This window comes from Pseudomonas sp. B19125 (assembly GCF_044218855.1).
Lineage (GTDB): Bacteria > Pseudomonadota > Gammaproteobacteria > Pseudomonadales > Pseudomonadaceae > Aquipseudomonas > Aquipseudomonas edaphica.
The window spans coordinates 6,417,975-6,433,207 of sequence record NZ_CP162589.1 but is presented as its reverse complement, the minus strand read 5'-3'; the positions used below and the strand labels follow the sequence as shown (position 1 = coordinate 6,433,207).

General features: G+C 61.9%; 13 protein-coding genes. 12 read left to right on the top strand and 1 reads right to left on the bottom strand.

The window, feature by feature from the left end; all coding sequences use genetic code 11:
* The first annotated feature begins 197 nt into the window (after nt 1-197).
* From waaF to AB4P96_RS29410, 7 genes are read left to right on the top strand one after another with little or no spacing between them, the layout of a single operon-like run.
* Nucleotides 198-1,232: a lipopolysaccharide heptosyltransferase II gene (gene waaF / locus AB4P96_RS29440; protein WP_017138516.1), complete on the top strand. Its 1,035-nt coding sequence runs from the start codon at nt 198-200 to the stop codon at nt 1,230-1,232.
* A 1-nt stretch (nt 1,233) separates the two neighbouring features.
* On the top strand, nt 1,234-2,295 hold the full coding sequence (waaC, locus tag AB4P96_RS29435) for a lipopolysaccharide heptosyltransferase I (protein WP_176991745.1): 1,062 nt from the start codon (nt 1,234-1,236) through the stop codon (nt 2,293-2,295).
* Nucleotides 2,295-3,419 carry a glycosyltransferase family 4 protein gene (locus tag AB4P96_RS29430; RefSeq protein ID WP_176991746.1) on the top strand — a complete coding sequence of 375 codons (1,125 nt, stop codon included), beginning with the start codon at nt 2,295-2,297 and terminating at the stop codon, nt 3,417-3,419. The genes waaC and AB4P96_RS29430 overlap by 1 nt, the downstream gene beginning before the upstream one ends.
* Complete coding sequence (gene rfaP / locus AB4P96_RS29425; RefSeq protein ID WP_017138513.1) at nt 3,416-4,222, top strand: lipopolysaccharide core heptose(I) kinase RfaP; 807 nt, start codon at nt 3,416-3,418, stop codon at nt 4,220-4,222. The genes AB4P96_RS29430 and rfaP overlap by 4 nt, the downstream gene beginning before the upstream one ends.
* Nucleotides 4,222-4,956 carry a lipopolysaccharide kinase InaA family protein gene (locus AB4P96_RS29420; RefSeq protein WP_138817155.1) on the top strand — a complete coding sequence of 245 codons (735 nt, stop codon included), beginning with the start codon at nt 4,222-4,224 and terminating at the stop codon, nt 4,954-4,956. Before rfaP ends, AB4P96_RS29420 begins: the two co-directional genes overlap by 1 nt.
* Entirely contained in the window at nt 4,953-5,705 is a 753-nt protein-coding gene (locus tag AB4P96_RS29415; RefSeq protein ID WP_176991747.1) for a lipopolysaccharide kinase InaA family protein, read from the top strand. Before AB4P96_RS29420 ends, AB4P96_RS29415 begins: the two co-directional genes overlap by 4 nt.
* The gene (locus AB4P96_RS29410; protein ID WP_170039091.1) at nt 5,705-7,147 is read left to right on the top strand and encodes a lipopolysaccharide kinase InaA family protein; all 1,443 of its coding nucleotides are present in this window, start codon (nt 5,705-5,707) and stop codon (nt 7,145-7,147) included. Before AB4P96_RS29415 ends, AB4P96_RS29410 begins: the two co-directional genes overlap by 1 nt.
* A gap of 131 nt (nt 7,148-7,278) precedes the next feature.
* On the opposite strand, the gene AB4P96_RS29405 is transcribed toward AB4P96_RS29410, so the two are convergent.
* The gene (locus tag AB4P96_RS29405; protein ID WP_395600371.1) at nt 7,279-9,357 is read right to left on the bottom strand and encodes a TonB-dependent receptor family protein; all 2,079 of its coding nucleotides are present in this window, start codon (nt 9,355-9,357) and stop codon (nt 7,279-7,281) included.
* 183 nt (nt 9,358-9,540) lie between these two features.
* On the opposite strand from AB4P96_RS29405, the gene AB4P96_RS29400 reads away from it, so the two are divergent.
* The 5 genes from AB4P96_RS29400 to AB4P96_RS29380 all read left to right on the top strand — a co-directional run bounded on the left by AB4P96_RS29400 (nt 9,541) and on the right by AB4P96_RS29380 (nt 15,189).
* On the top strand, nt 9,541-9,876 hold the full coding sequence (locus AB4P96_RS29400) for a YceK/YidQ family lipoprotein (RefSeq protein ID WP_099548079.1): 336 nt from the start codon (nt 9,541-9,543) through the stop codon (nt 9,874-9,876).
* Between the two features lie 133 nt (nt 9,877-10,009).
* Nucleotides 10,010-11,767: a carbamoyltransferase gene (locus AB4P96_RS29395; protein WP_017138507.1), complete on the top strand. Its 1,758-nt coding sequence runs from the start codon at nt 10,010-10,012 to the stop codon at nt 11,765-11,767.
* A complete protein-coding gene (locus AB4P96_RS29390; protein WP_056860561.1) occupies nt 11,751-12,881 on the top strand; it encodes a glycosyltransferase in 1,131 nt (376 codons plus the stop codon). Before AB4P96_RS29395 ends, AB4P96_RS29390 begins: the two co-directional genes overlap by 17 nt.
* On the top strand, nt 12,881-13,777 hold the full coding sequence (locus AB4P96_RS29385) for an antimicrobial resistance protein Mig-14 (RefSeq protein ID WP_395600370.1): 897 nt from the start codon (nt 12,881-12,883) through the stop codon (nt 13,775-13,777). The genes AB4P96_RS29390 and AB4P96_RS29385 overlap by 1 nt, the downstream gene beginning before the upstream one ends.
* Complete coding sequence (locus AB4P96_RS29380; RefSeq protein WP_017138504.1) at nt 13,774-15,189, top strand: PIG-L family deacetylase; 1,416 nt, start codon at nt 13,774-13,776, stop codon at nt 15,187-15,189. Before AB4P96_RS29385 ends, AB4P96_RS29380 begins: the two co-directional genes overlap by 4 nt.
* Nucleotides 15,190-15,233 lie beyond the last annotated feature (44 nt).

Below are 15,233 nucleotides of genomic sequence, written 5' to 3'. Positions count from 1 at the left end.
TGGACACACAGCTTTGTGTGGGAGCCGGGCTTGCCCGCGATGCAGACGCCTCGGTTTATCAGTGATACCGAGTTGATGCCTTCGCAGGCAAGCCAGCTCCCACACAAGCCAGCTCTGACACAAAGTGGCTACCGTGACCTACAGTAAATAACGATGCGGGGAGGCATAAGCCTCCCCGCATCGTTTGTGGAAACTACATGAATATTCTGATCGTTGGGCCTAGTTGGGTCGGTGACATGGTGATGGCGCAGACACTGTTCCAGTGCCTCAAGCAACGTCATCCCGACTGCCAAATCGACGTGCTCGCCCCTGAGTGGAGCCGGCCGATCCTCGAGCGCATGCCCGAAGTGCGCACGGCCTTGAGCTTCCCGCTCGGCCATGGCGCCCTTGAATTGGCGACGCGCCGACGCATCGGTAAATCCATGGTCGGCCAGTACGACCAGGCGATTTTGCTGCCCAACTCGCTCAAGTCGGCGTTGGTGCCGTACTTTGCCGGCATCCCTAAACGTACCGGCTGGCGCGGCGAGTTTCGCTACGTGTTGCTTAATGACGTGCGCACCCTCGACAAGGCGCGCTACCCGCTGATGATCGAACGTTTCATGGCGCTGGCCTACGAGCCCGGCGCCGAGTTGCCCACGCCGTACCCGCGCCCGAGCCTGCAGATCGATCCGGTGAGCCGTGACGCGGCGCTGGCCAAGTTCGGCCTGGCGCTTGACCGTCCAGTGCTGGCGCTGTGCCCCGGCGCCGAGTTTGGCGAGTCCAAGCGCTGGCCGTCGGAGCATTACGCCAAAGTCGCCGAGATGAAGATTCGCGAAGGCTGGCAGGTGTGGCTGTTTGGTTCGAAGAAGGATCACCCAGTCGGCGAAGACATTCGCCAGCGCCTGATCCCCGGCCTGCGTGAAGAAGCGGTGAACCTCAGTGGTGACACGTCGCTGGCCGAGGCTATCGATTTACTCTCCTGCGCCGATTCGGTGGTGTCCAACGACTCCGGCCTGATGCACGTGGCGGCCGCGCTGAACCGCCCTTTGGTGGCGGTGTATGGCTCGACGTCGCCCGGTTTCACCCCGCCTTTGGCTGACAAGGTTGAGGTGGTGCGCCTGGGCCTGGATTGCAGCCCGTGTTTTGAGCGTACCTGCCGTTTTGGCCATTACAACTGCATGCGTCAGTTGCTGCCGCAGCCGGTGAATGAAGCCTTGCAGCGGTTGCAGGGTTCCGCGGTCGAGGTTCGCTAGTTTGCGCGTATTGGTAGTCAAGACCTCATCCTTGGGCGATGTGATCCACGCCTTGCCGGCACTGACCGACGCGGCGCGGGCGATCCCTGGCATCCGCTTTGACTGGGTGGTGGAAGAAGGCTTTGCCGAGATTCCCACCTGGCACCCAGCCGTGGACAAAGTGATCCCGGTGGCGATTCGTCGCTGGCGCAAGAACATCTGGCAAACCATCAAGAGCGGCGAATGGCGGCGCTTCAAGCAGAGCGTGCAGTCGACCAAATACGATTTGGTGATCGATGCCCAGGGGCTGCTCAAAAGCGCCTGGCTGACGCGCTATGTACGCGCGCCGGTGGCCGGTTTTGATAAGAATTCTGCCCGTGAACCGATGGCTGCGCGTTTCTACTCGCGCCGGCTGGCCGTGGCCCGTGGGCAGCATGCAGTAGAACGCTTGCGCCAGCTGTTCGCCGTGGCGTTGGGTTATGACTTGCCCAAAGGCCTGGGCGATTACGGCCTGAGTGTCGACAAGCTGCTCGGCCTGCCGCCGAAAAAACCCTTCGTACTGCTGCTGCATGGCACCACCTGGGACACCAAGCACTGGCCCGAAGCCTACTGGCGTGAGCTGGCCGAACGCATGGGCCGCCTGGGTGTGGACGTGAAATTGCCATGGGGCAATGCCGCCGAAAAGGCCCGCGCCGAGCGTCTGGCCCAAGGCCTGCAAAACGCCGAAGTGCTGCCCAAACTCAACCTGGCCGGCGTCGCCCGTGTGCTGGCCGGTGCCCGCGCCTGTGTGGCGGTGGACACGGGGCTGGGCCACTTGGCCGCCGCGCTGGACGTGCCGACTATCTCCCTGTTCGGCCCCACCAACCCGGGCCTGACGGGCGCCTACGGCAAAGGCCAGATTCACCTGGCCAGCGATTTCCCATGCGCACCGTGCCTGCAAAAAAACTGTACCTATCAACCGACGGCCGACGACCTGCGTCGGTTCGACATCAAGCGCGAGTCACCCCTGTGCTTCACGCGCTTGAACCCTGAGCGTGTGGCAAGCCGGCTGAGCACGTTGTTATTGGCTGAGGAGCTGCACTGATGCAACTGGCTTTTGTTTTGTACAAATATTTCCCCTTCGGTGGCCTGCAGCGCGACTTCATGCGCATCGCCCTGGAGTGCCAGCAGCGCGGCCATACGATCCGGGTCTACACGCTGATCTGGGAAGGCGACATTCCGCCCGGCTTTGAAGTGCTGGTGGCGCCGGTCAAGGCGTTCTTCAACCATCGGCGCAACGAGAAACTGTTGGCCTGGATGGACGCTGACCTGGCCAAGCGCCCGGTGGACCGTTTGATCGGCTTCAACAAAATGCCCGGCCTGGACGTTTACTACGCCGCCGACGGCTGCTTTGAAGACAAGGCGCAAAACCTGCGTCACTCGCTGTACAAGAGCTTTGGCCGTTACAAGCACTTTGCCGAGTACGAACGTGCGGTGTTCGCCAAAGACGCCAAGACCGAAGTGTTGATGATCTCCGAAGTGCAGCAACCGCTGTTCATCAAGCATTACGACACGCCGCTGGAGCGCTTCCACCTGCTGCCGCCGGGCATTGCCCAGGACCGCCGCGCGCCGCCAAATGCGGCCGAAATCCGCGAAGGTTTCCGCAAGGAGTTCAACCTGCGCGACGACGAGTTGCTGCTGGTACAAATCGGTTCCGGCTTCAAGACCAAGGGCGTCGACCGCAGCCTCAAGGCCGTGGCCGCGCTACCGACCGAGCTTAAAAAACGTACGCGCCTGTTTGTAATCGGCCAGGACGACCCCAAAGTATTCCAGTTGCAGAGCGCCACGTTGGGGCTGGGCGATAACGTGCAGTTCCTCAAGGGCCGCAGCGATATCCCGCGTTTCCTGCTGGGCGCCGACCTGTTGATTCACCCGGCGTACAACGAAAATACCGGTACCGTGTTGCTCGAAGCCCTGGTGGCCGGGTTGCCGGTGCTGGTCTCGGCGGTGTGTGGGTATGCCCACTACATTGGCGAAGCCGACAGCGGGCTGGTGCTGGATGAGCCGTTTGAACAAGCGCAGCTCAACCAGTACCTCACGCACATGCTTACCGACACTGCACAGCGCGCGGCCTGGGGCCGTAATGGTTTGGCCTTCGCCGAGACGGCCGACCTCTACAGCATGCCGCAGCACGCGGCAGATGTGATTCTGGCGGAGCCGAAACGATGAAGTTGATTCTTGCCGAACCGTTCAAGACCTTATGGGCCGGGCGTGACGCCTTTGCCGAAGTCGAGAAACTGCAAGGCCAGGTATTTCGTGAACTGGCGGCGCGTCGCACCTTGCGTACCGAGGTGGAGGGCCGCCCGTATTTCGTGAAAATCCACCGTGGCATCGGTTGGGGCGAGATCTTCAAGAACCTGATCACCGCCAAGCTGCCGGTGCTGGGTGCCGGCCTGGAATGGTCGGCCATCCACCGCTTGCAGGAACTGGGTGTGCCGACCATGACCGGCGTGGCCTTCGGTGAAAAAGGCAGCAACCCGGCCGACCAGCACTCGTTCATCATCACCGAAGAACTGGCCCCGACCATCAGCCTGGAAGACCTGACCGTCAACTGGGTGGCCGAGCCGCCGGCACCGGCATTGCGCCATGCGCTCACCGCTGAACTGGCGCGCATGGTCGGCGACATGCACCGTGGCGGCGTCAATCACCGCGACTGCTACCTGTGCCACTTCCTGCTGGATACGTCCCGGCCGATCGATGCGCGCACCATCAAGCTTTCAGTGATCGACCTGCACCGTGCCCAATTGCGTGCCCATCTGCCGCTGCGCTGGCGCGACAAGGACTTGTCCGCGCTGTACTACTCGGCGCTGGACATCGGCCTGACTCAGCGCGACAAACTGCGCTTTCTCAAAGGCTACTTCCGACAGCCGCTGCGCCAGATCCTGGCCGAGCAGTCGGCGTCCCTGAGCCTGTTGCAGCGCAAGGCAGACAAGCTGTATGCGCGCAAGCAACGCCTGGGGGATGCGATCTGATGGCGGGTTGGAACCTGGAACCTGCTTACGCCGCCCTGGCGGATGATTTCGGCAGCCTGGAGGCGGTGTTTGCCTTGCAGGGTGAGCGACTGACGCGCGACCCCTTGTCGGAAGTGATTCGGGTGGAGCGTGGCGGGGTCAATTACTACGTCAAACGCTACGTAGGCGCCGGCAAAGGCCTGCGCCGTTACCTGGGCAAACCTCGGGTGAAGTCCGAATGGCAGAACCTCAAGCGCTTCGCCAAGTGGGGGATTCCCACCGCCGACGTGGTGGCCTGGGGCCTTGAACGCAAGGGTTTGGCCTACGCGCGCGGGGCGATGATTACCCGCGAGCTGCCCAAGACCGAAGACCTGTCGGTGCTGGCCGATCGTAACGATCCGTGCTTGAAAGACCCCCAGTGGGTCAACGTGATCAGCCGTCAGCTCGCCGAATACACGCGCACGATGCACGAACACCGCTTTACCCATAACGACTTGAAGTGGCGCAACCTGCTGGTTGACGATAACCGTACGCTGTACCTGATCGATTGCCCCAACGGCGATTTCTGGCGCGGTTTCTGGCTCAAGTACCGTATTACCAAGGACCTGGCCTGCCTGGATAAAGTCGCCAAGTATCACTTGTCGGCCACCCAGCGCCTGCGTTTCTATATGCAATACCGCCAACGTACGCACCTGACGGCTTCGGACAAACAGCGAATCCGTCACGTGGTGAAGTTTTTCGAGGGGCGCGAATGACTGATTTCCTGGCGGCCGATGATCGCGCATTGCTTGCGCGCCACGGCCTGGCTGACTTCGATGCGCTGTGGGCCAGGCAACTGGACGCGGTGGATGAACCCAATACCAGCGACGGCGGCTGGAGCAGCGTGTTTCGCCTGGAGCTTGATGGCCAGGGTTACTACCTCAAGCGCCAGAGCAACTACCTGACGCGCACGCTCAGCAAGCCGTTTGGCGAGCCGACGTTTGCCCGCGAGTTCCGTAATATCAGCCGCTATCGGAAGCTGGGCATTCCGGCGTTGCAGGCGGCGTTTTTCGGTGAGCGCAAGGTTGAAGGCGAGCGCCGCGCGATGTTGCTGACCCGAGCCCTGGATGGCTGGAATGACCTGGATTCACTGCTCGAACAATGGCCGCAGCTGAGTGACGACCAGCACCGTGCGATCTTGCTGGCCTGTGGTCAGCTGGCGCGCCACCTGCACAGCGTAGGGCAAGTGCATGGCTGTTTTTACCCCAAGCATATTTTCCTGCAACCGCTCGGAGACGGTTATGCCGCGCAGTTGATCGACCTGGAGAAAACCCGCCCGCTGCTGTTTGGCCGGCGTGATCGGGTCAAGGACCTGGAGCCATTGCTGCGCCGTGCGCCGCAATGGTCGGACGCGCAAGTGCGGCAACTGCTGGCAGCGTATCTGGACCAGCCTGAAGACAGCGCGCGGGTGGGCGCCTGGTTCGAGCGCCTGACGGCCCGGCGCAGTCACAAGGAGAAGCGCTGATGCGCTTGTCCGAACTGAAAAAAGCCGGCCGCACGCCTGAGCTGCCGCTGACCCTCGAGTTGGCCGACGCCGCAGGCACCGGCCAGCTGCAACTGCTTAACCTGTTGCGCGTGTTGCCGGGCGAACGCTACGTGGGCGCCGCCGTCTGGCGCGGCCGTCCGGTGTTGGCCAAGTTGCTGGTAGGCAGCAAGGCCGCGCGGCATTTTCAGCGTGAACTCAGCGGCGTGCGCCTGCTGGCCGAGCAAGGCCTGACCACGCCACAATTGCTGGCCGATGGCTTGCAGGAAGGCGAGGGCGGCTGGCTGCTGTTTGAATTTATCGAAGGTGCCGAAAGCCTCGCCGATGCCTGGCAGGCGGTCGAAGGGTTGCCACCATTGGCGGACGAGCAAACGGCTGTGCTCGCAGAGGCGTTGGGCGCAATTGCGCAGATGCACGCCAAAGGCCTGTGGCAGGAAGACCTGCACCTGGACAACCTGCTGCGCCAGGACGGCAAGCTGTATCTGATTGATGGCGCCGGGATTCGTGTTGAGGAGGCGGGCAAGCCGCTGTCGCGCAACCGGGTGCTGGAAAACCTTGGCGTGTTCTTCGCCCAGTTGCCGAAAAACCTCGAGCCGTTCACCGAAGAATTGCTGGTGTACTACCTGCTGGGCAACGGCGAGCACGCCTTGCCGCTGCAAGCGCTGGAAAAACAGGTGCGCAAGGTCAGCGCCTGGCGCTTGAAAGACTTTTTGAACAAGGTCGGCCGTGAATGCACGCTGTTCAGCGTGGTGCGTGGCGCCTTTGCCTTGCGTGCGATTCGTCGTGAGGAAGAGGCGGCAATGCTGCCGGTGCTGGAGCAGGCCGACGCGCTGCTCGACCAAGGCCATTTGTACAAAACCGGTGGTGCGGCCACCGTCGCCAAGGTCGAAGCGGGCGGGCGGCCACTGGTGATCAAGCGCTATAACATCAAGGGGTTTGCCCATTGGCTCAAGCGCTTCTGGCGCCCCAGCCGGGCCTGGCATTCGTGGCGCGAGGGCAACCGCCTGGCGTTCCTTGGCATCGCCACGCCCAAGCCGCTGGCGGTGTTGGAAAAACGCTTTTTGTGGCTGCGCAGCCGGGCTTACCTGGTGACTGAATACCTGCCGGGGCCGGACATCATCGAGCGTTTTGCGCCGTATGTTGAGAAAGGCGATGCGCCCGAGAATGAACTGCTGGCCCTGGACCACTTGTTCGCCGAGCTGATCCGCGAGCGCATCAGCCATGGTGATTTCAAGGGCCATAACCTGTTCTGGGCCGAGGATCGCTGGGCGTTGATCGACCTGGACGCCATGTGTCAGCACAGCTCGGTCGCAAGCTTCGCGCCGGCGTTCGCCAAGGACCGCGCGCGGTTTATGCGTAACTGGCCTGAGAGCAGTGCGCTGTACCAGCTTATAGATCAGCGTTTGCCCAAACAGGTGCAATGATCGTTCCCACGCTCAGCGTGGGAATGCCGCCCCGGACGCTCTGCGTCCCGCTCCTCAAGCCCCGTGCAAGGTGACGCGGAGCGTCACGGGATGCATTCCCACGCGGAGCGTGGGAACGATCAGTCCGATACTCAGAACTGGTATTCAGCCCCGGCCCCCGCATACCACGACCTTCCCGGCGCCGCCTCGTAGTAACGGAAGTTGCCGTCCCCAACAATTACCGAACCGACATACTGGCGATCCAGCAAGTTATCCAGGCGCACCGTCTGGTGAAAGGTCCAGTGCTCCACCTTTTGTTCGAAGCGCGCCCGCCAGTTGAACACGCTGTAGCCCGGCGCGGCGCGTTGCTGGTTGGTGTCTTCGACGTAAACCTTGCTGCGGTACATGCCTTCGAGGGCGGTGCTGACCCAGTCGCGGGGTTTCCAGTTCAGCTCGGCGAAGAGCGTGGTTTGCGGTACGCCGGGCAGGTAGTTGCCTTTGTCCACAGGCTTGCCGCCGCCCATGAAATCGCTGTCATAGGTGGCTTGCAGGCGGGTATAGGCGAGGTTGGTGCTCCATTGTTCCGAGAGCTGGCTTTCGATGCCCAGTTCGAAGCCTCGGCGCAAGGTGCGGCCGGCGTTCTGGTAGGTAGTGCGGCCGTCCTTGGATGACAGCACCACCAGTTCGTCGTCAGTGGTGATTTGAAACAGGGCCGCGTTGACACGCGTGTCCTGGCCTATCTTTGCCTTCAAGCCGACTTCAAATTGTTTGCTGACTGACGGCTTCAAGGCGAAGTTGAAGCCATTTGAAGTGGTCGAATACGCCGACTCGGCCTGGGTCGGGGTTTCGAAGCCTTTGCCCGCGCTCACATAGCCATGCAGGTCCGGCGTGAAGGCGTACATCACGCTGACCGAAGGCGTGTTCTTCTGGTAGGTCTTGCTGCCACTGTCATTGCCGTCGCTTGTGAAGTGGTCGTCCACCTCCATTTTCATGCTGCTGTGGCGCAGGCCGGCTTGCAGGGTCCAGTCGCCCAGCAGCCAGTTGGCTTGCACGAACGGGTCGATGCTGGTGGCGGTGTCGAGTTCGTCACGGCCCAGGGCGCCTTTGACACCGTGCACGCCGTCCAGGGTGTTGGAATAACCTTGGCGGTCATCCTGGCTGCGGTCGTAATCGAGGCCGGTGATCAGGGTCAGCTCGCCGGGGGCGCTGGTGATCGGTTGCAGCCAATGCACCGAGCCGCCGTAGAATTTACGGTCGAAGTTCACCACGCCGCCGCGCTTGTCAGAGGCGGTGCCGCCTGGAATCGACAGGTACTGAATCACGCTCCTGCGCCCGGTGTACGCATTCACCTGCAGCGTGGCATCGCCGATGTAGCGTTCGTAATTCAGGCCCAACTGCTGATGATCGATGCTTTTTCGCGTGTTGTACTGCAATGCAGCCGGCGCTACCGAGCGCGGATCGGCCTTGTAGGCTGCCCAGGTTTGCCCCAGCGGATCCTGCGTGCCGTTTTGCTCCAGGCTGCTATAGATCAGCGCCAACTTGCTGTCTTCGTCCGGTTGGAAGTTGAGCTTGGCGAAGGTCTGGTCACGACGGGCGCTGCTGTGGTCGCGGTAGCCATCGGTGTCCATGCGTGAAGCGTCGAGCACAAAACCTGCGCCGTTCGCCGCGCCTTCGGCGGTGAGGTGGTTTTTGCTCATGCCGTCGCTACCCACCAGGGTTTCGGCGCCGATGCGCGGCGGGCCTTCGCCGTCGCGGGAAAACATCTGGATCACGCCGCCGGCATTGCTGCCATACAAGGTGGCGGCCGGGCCGCGCAGCACTTCAATGCGCTCGGCGGTGTCGAGGTTGAAGGTGGCCGCCTGGCCCTGGCCGTCCGGAGTGCTGGCCGGGATGCCGTCGGCGATCAACTTGAGGCCGCGTACGCCAAACGCCGAGCGCGCGCCGAAGCCGCGCGAGGAGATCTGCAGGTCCTGGGCATAGTTCTGGCGGTTTTGTACCACCAGGCCCGGTACGCGCGACAGGGCTTCGGAGGCGTTGATGCCGAGTTGGCCGTCGCTGATTTGCGCGTGGCTGATGCTGTCCACCGAGTACGGCAGGTCGAAAGTCGGGCTGGCGCTGCGCGAGCCGGTGACCACGCTGGGGTCGAGGACCAAAGTGGCATCGTCGGCCAGGACGGTGCTGCTCAAGCCGAGCAGCAGCAGGGCAAGGGGAACGGGTGGGGGTGTATTCATCGGGAAGCCGGATCAGTGGCGCGACGCAAGGGATAGACGTCGGCGCAAGAAAAGCGCGAGTTTAACGGCTCCCTCCTGCTTTTGCCGAAGAAGAAGACTCCTACGCCGTTTTGAGCTTCGAGTTATCTGTCAGTCGCCGGCCATAATGGTAGGTTCTCGCCTTTCCAACGATTAGAGGCAGCCATGAAAGGCAAAAAAGCGAGCCTGTGGGTCTTGATAGGCGGGTTTCTGGTTCTGGGCGGCTGCGGCACCGTGACCACGGCGTTCCGTGAGGATGGCGACACGGTTCGAACGCTCAAGGCGAAAAAAACCTATTGTCAGTCTGTTCCGCGTATCTACAGCGGGGTGGTCTATGACCTCTGCGTACTGCATGGGCCGCCGAATTCCGCAAGCGGGATCGCGTTGAACGACGTGCCATGGGCTTTTATCGATGTGCCTCTCTCCGCTGTTCTGGATACGCTCATCTTGCCCTACACGATCTACCAGCAAAATGTCGATGGCAGCATTGAGCTTCGCTAGTCCCTCGCAGCTAACAGCTTCCTGGCTCTTTTACGCTATAATCCCGCCCTTTAGCTGTTTCTCGCTCAGGCGGGAGGCACACTTTTTTCAGGCGCAACCCGCCTGCATGCAGACTAAAAGAGGCTAGACCCCAGTGGCATTGACGATTCTTGGCCTGTCCGGCGCCCTTAGCCATGATCCTTCCGCAGCGCTGTATATCGACGGCAAGCTGATCGCGGCCGCCGAAGAAGAGCGCTTCGTACGCGACAAACATGCAAAGAACCGCATGCCCTACGAATCGGCGAAGTTCTGCCTGGAACAAGCCGGCATCAAGCCTTCCGACGTTGACGTGGTGGCGATCCCGTTCGCCCCGATCAGCCTGTTCGGCGAGGCGCGCTGGCACTACGCCAAGCGTTACTGGTACGCCCCGGACCGCGCCCTTGACGCGATCCTGATGGGCAACCGTCGCTACAAGCGCTATCGCAACAAGATCGTCTGGTGCCTGGAGCAGTTGGGCTTCGATCCGAAGAAAATCAAGATCGAACCGGTTGAACACCACCTGGCCCACGCTTCCAGCGCCTACCACTGCTCGGGTTTCCAGGAAAAAACCGCGATCCTGGGCATCGACGGTAAAGGTGAGTACGCCACCACGTTCTTTGGCTATGGCGAAAACGGCAAGATCCACAAGATCAAGGAATTCTACGACCCGGACTCCCTGGGCGGCCTGTATGGCGCGATCACCGAGTTCCTCGGTTTCGAGATGCTTGACGGCGAGTTCAAGGTCATGGGCATGGCGCCGTATGGCGACGCCAGCAAATACGATTTCTCGCGCCTGGCCTCATTTGAAAACGGCGAGTTGGTGATCAACACTGACTACGCCAACGTCATCGGCCTGCGTCGTTATAAAGAGAAGGGCAAGGGTTTCTACTTCTCGCCAAAACTGATCGAGTGGCTGGGTCCAAAGCGCGAAGGCGACATCGCCGACGAGCCGTACATCCACTACGCAGCCAGCATGCAGGCGCTGTTCGAGAAGCTGGCCTTGCAGATGATCGACCACTACCTGGGCGACATCCTCAAGGACACCGGCAAGCTGGCGTTCGCCGGTGGTTGCGCGCTGAACGTCAAGTTGAACCAGAAGATCATTGCCCGCGATGACGTTAAAGAGCTGTTCGTGCAGCCGGCGTCCGGCGATGCCGGCACCGCGGTTGGCGCGGCGGCCTATGTGTCCCACGCCCGTGGCGTGCCGGTGGAGAAGATGGAACACGTCTATCTCGGCCCGTCCTACAGCAATGAAGACGTGATTGCCGCGTGCGCCAAACACGAAAGCAAGCCGGTGTGGCGCAAGATCGAAAACATGCCCAAGCGCATCGCCAAGATCATGGTCGACGGCAACCCGGTGGCCTGGTTCCAGGGCCGCATGGAGTTCGGCCCGCGTGCGTTGGGCGGTCGTTCGATCATCGGTTGCCCAAGCGCGACCGGTGTGGCCGACCGCATCAACCACCAGATCAAGTTCCGCGAGCGCTGGAGGCCTTTCTGCCCGTCGATGCTCGACACCGTGGCCCCACAGATGATCAAGGTCGATCACCCGGCGCCGTTCATGACCTTCACCTTTGAAGTGTCCGAAGAGTGGAAAACCCGCGTACCGGAAGTGGTCCATGAAGATGGCACCTCCCGCGCCCAGGTGCTCAAGCGCGAATACAACCCGCGTTACTACGACATGATGAAAGAGCTGGAAGTATTGACCGGCAACGGCGTGTCGCTGAACACCTCGCTCAACCGCCGTGGCGAAGCGATGATCTGCTCGCCAACCGACGCGCTGAACATGTTCTTCGGCTCCGACCTGCAGTATCTGATCATGGAAGACATCCTGGTCGTCAAAGACGGCGTGGACCCTTATGACTCGGTCGGCTGAGCGCCACGTCCTGCAGTTCTGCCACGGCTATGACGGGCCGTTTCTGGACTGCGCGCGGCAGTACGCCAGCCTGTTCGCAGGCACCGGCTACAAGGTGACCACGGTGTTTCTCACCGGGGTCGCCGACCCCGATGTGGCCGCCGGTTGCGCCTCTGATGAAGTGCTGTTCATGGAGTTCAGCTCCAAGGCCATTCGTGGCCTCAAGCTGGGCGCCATCCGTGAATTGCGCAAGATCGCCGCGTCGCGCAACTTCAGTTTCTGTATTGCCCACCGCTTCAAGCCGATCTACATCGCCTTGCTCGGTACGCGCCTGCCAGTGATCGGCGTACATCACGCTTTTGGTGATTATCAGCGCCGCAGCCGCAAGCTGTTTGCCTCGATTTTCAGCAAGCGCCTGAGCCTGCTCGGTGTATCTGACGCGGTGCGTGATGATATGCGCCGCTGCCTGCCGGCCTGGCCGGCGGCACGTATCCAGACCTTGTATAACCGCATCGATGTCCAGGCCATGCAAGCGTTGCAGGTGTCGGCCGATGAGGCGCGCGATGCCTTGGGGCTGTCGCCGGATGAGTGGGTGGTCGGCAACGTCGGCCGCCTGCACCCGGACAAGGACCAAGCCACCTTGCTCAAAGGCTTTGCCTTGGCCTTGCCGCATTTGCCGGCGCAGAGCCGGTTGGCGATCCTCGGCACCGGCCGCCTGGAGCAAGACCTTAAGTCTCTGGCGCGCGAACTGGGCATTGCCGAGCAGGTGCTGTTCCTCGGCCAGGTGCCGGATGCGCGCCGGTATTTCCGTGCATTCGACGTCTTTGCCCTGAGCTCCGACCATGAGCCGTTCGGCATGGTGCTGCTGGAGGCCATGGCCGCTGGCGTGCCGCTGCTCGCCACGTCTTGCGGCGGCGCCAAGGAAGTGGTTGAAGGCGTGGGCATCCTGTTTCCGTTTGGCGATGCCGAGCACTTGGGGCAGGGCCTTCGGCACTTGGCCGCGATGGATCGTCAGCAGCACCAGCAGTGCGCCGAGATGATGCTTGAGCGCCTGCACCAACGGTTTTCGGATCAGGCCGTGCGCGATACCTTCTGGCAGTTGCCTGCTGTCACCGAACTGACCGCGAGGGCTTGATGCTCAATCGATTCCAAGGCTTTCGCGAGCGCGGTTGGTCGGTCGTTGACGCGCCGACCTACAGCGACGCCTGGCAGCGTTTTGGCGGCAGTGTCGCCACCCATCCGCAGGTGGTCGAGCGTCTGGCCGGGCTGGCCGAAATTCCGGTGCGCTATTTGGCCTGGGAGCAAAGCGGCGAGCTTAAAGCGTGTATTGCGACCTGGGGGCGCGACCTGGCGTTGTCCAAAGACGTGCTCAAGCGCAATGGCAAAAAAGGCTTGTTCGACCTCGGCAACGCCGAGTTGATCCTGCCCGCCGCTGCCGATGCCCAGGCGCCGCTGCGCCATCGCGCGCGTTACCTGTCGGCCCTGAATGAAGGCCGCTTTGCCGGCATCAAACTCCAGGCCGAACAGTTGGCCATGGCGCGCACGCCTGGAGAACTGTCAAAAAAGTTTCGCTATAACCAGCGCCGTGAATTGCGCCTGCTGGAAGAGGCGGGCGGTGTGGTGCGGCCGGTGCAGGACTTCTCCAGCGCCGAGCTGGCGGCGATCTACTGCGACCTGTTCCAGCGCCGCTGGGGCTTCGCGGCCACCGGTGCCGCGCATATGACGCAGGTGATCGAGCTGTTGCGTGAGTGGCTGATCGGTTCGGTGATTTTCCTCAACGATGCGCCGATTGCTGTGCAATTGGTGTATCGCGTTGAAGCGCCGCAGTGGGTCAGCGTCGAATACATCAATGGCGGCGTAGACCCCGAAACCCGCGCGTTCAGCCCCGGCAGCGTGCTGAGCTTCCTCAATACGCAAAGTGCCTGGGAACAGGCGCGGGAAGTCGGCAAGCCGTTGCGCTTTTCGTTCGGCCGTGCGGACCGCGAGTACAAGGACCGTTGGTGCAACCCCGTGCCGGTGTTCACCGTATGAGTACTTCGACCAGCCGCAAGCAGGCGTTGCTCAAGCGCCATCGCCGCAATAAGCGCATCGGGCTGCTGGTCAGCCTGCTGGTGCTGATTGCGGTGGGTGTGCTGGTGGCCTGGTGGTTGCCGCTGCTGTTGGCGGTGCTGGCCTGGGTGGCCCATGAAGCCTGGTTTGCCGACCATCTGTTTTACTCGCCCAAGGACGACTATCAGTATCAATTTGCCGCCGATACCGAACAGCCCAAGGTGACGTTGGACAAGGGCCGGCTGGTGCTGGGCCAGACGCTGGAGCTGGCGGGCGATGAGACCTTGATCCTCGCACTGCGGCTCAAGAGCAACCTGCTGGGGCGGTTTATCGATCCCTATGTTGCGTTGCCGGGCGGCGACCGCCAAGTGTTCGAACGCGGCGTCAACGGCCTGCGCTACCTCAATCTCACGGGTCAGGCGCAAGCCTTGCTGGCTGGGCAGTTGCTGTTGCGTGGCCGGTTTTGCCGGGTACAGGGTGAGCCTGTGCTGTCGGTGTTCCGCCAGCCGGATGTGCGTCAGCAGCGGGTGATGGTGATTGCGCCGCATGCCGACGATGCCGAACTGGCCGCCTTTGGCCTGTACAGCCAGGCAGCACAGCCCTGGATCGTGACACTGACCGCCGGGGAGATCGAAGCCGAGCATTATCAGCACATGGGCCTGGGCAAGCCTGAAGCGGCGCGCCTCAAGGGCCGGCTGCGGGCCTGGGACAGTATCGCCGTGCCGCGCTGGGCGGGCGTGGCACAAGAGCACTGCGTTCAGCTCGGGTATTTTTGCCTGCAGTTGGCGGCGATGAAGGCCGAGCCTGCGCGTGCCATTGCGTCGCGGGAAGCCGAGTTGAGCGATATCCGCCTGTTTCGCCAGTTCAACCCGTTCCCGCTGCCCGCCGACGCCGATGGCCAGCCGACCTGGAACAACCTGCTGGCGGACCTGCGTGCCGTGCTGTTGATGGCACGTCCTGAGGTCATTGTGCTGCCGCATCCGGTGATCGATCCGCACCCTGACCATATCTGCGCTCAGCAAGCTGTATTGGAAGCCTTGCAGGGCCTGGAATGGCAGCCGACGACCTTGCTCGGTTACGCCAACCATCTGCATGACAACGACCGCTGGCCGATGGGGGATTCGGGCAATAGTGTCGCTTTGCCGCCATGCTTCGACTCCACTTACATTTTGCAACCATATTGCATGCCAGTATCGGAGGAGCGGCAGTGTGAAAAGGCCATGTCGCTGGGCATGATGCATGACTTGCAACCGCAGATGCCGTTCAAACGGCGGGTGCGGCGAGTCATACAGCGTCTGCTGGCGGGGAGGGCCGTCTCACCGTGGGGTGAGAACGAGTTTTTCCGCAAGGCCATTCGGCGTCATGAACTCTTTTGGTTCATCAAGCACAAGTAACGTTAAGCAACGTGGTGGCGCGCAGCGCGCCTCAGTACCAAATG

Bases quoted from the DNA above. Each gene is read 5' to 3' on its own strand.
- AB4P96_RS29390 (WP_056860561.1), top strand. From the start codon at position 11,751: ATGACTCGGTCGGCTGAGCGCCACGTCCTGCAGTTCTGCCACGGCTAT.
- AB4P96_RS29380 (WP_017138504.1), top strand. From the start codon at position 13,774: ATGAGTACTTCGACCAGCCGCAAGCAGGCGTTGCTCAAGCGCCATCGC.
- waaF (WP_017138516.1), top strand. From the start codon at position 198: ATGAATATTCTGATCGTTGGGCCTAGTTGGGTCGGTGACATGGTGATG.
- AB4P96_RS29385 (WP_395600370.1), top strand. From the start codon at position 12,881: ATGCTCAATCGATTCCAAGGCTTTCGCGAGCGCGGTTGGTCGGTCGTT.
- AB4P96_RS29405 (WP_395600371.1), bottom strand. From the start codon at position 9,357: ATGAATACACCCCCACCCGTTCCCCTTGCCCTGCTGCTGCTCGGCTTG.
- AB4P96_RS29400 (WP_099548079.1), top strand. From the start codon at position 9,541: ATGAAAGGCAAAAAAGCGAGCCTGTGGGTCTTGATAGGCGGGTTTCTG.
- AB4P96_RS29415 (WP_176991747.1), top strand. From the start codon at position 4,953: ATGACTGATTTCCTGGCGGCCGATGATCGCGCATTGCTTGCGCGCCAC.
- rfaP (WP_017138513.1), top strand. From the start codon at position 3,416: ATGAAGTTGATTCTTGCCGAACCGTTCAAGACCTTATGGGCCGGGCGT.
- AB4P96_RS29430 (WP_176991746.1), top strand. From the start codon at position 2,295: ATGCAACTGGCTTTTGTTTTGTACAAATATTTCCCCTTCGGTGGCCTG.
- AB4P96_RS29420 (WP_138817155.1), top strand. From the start codon at position 4,222: ATGGCGGGTTGGAACCTGGAACCTGCTTACGCCGCCCTGGCGGATGAT.
- AB4P96_RS29410 (WP_170039091.1), top strand. From the start codon at position 5,705: ATGCGCTTGTCCGAACTGAAAAAAGCCGGCCGCACGCCTGAGCTGCCG.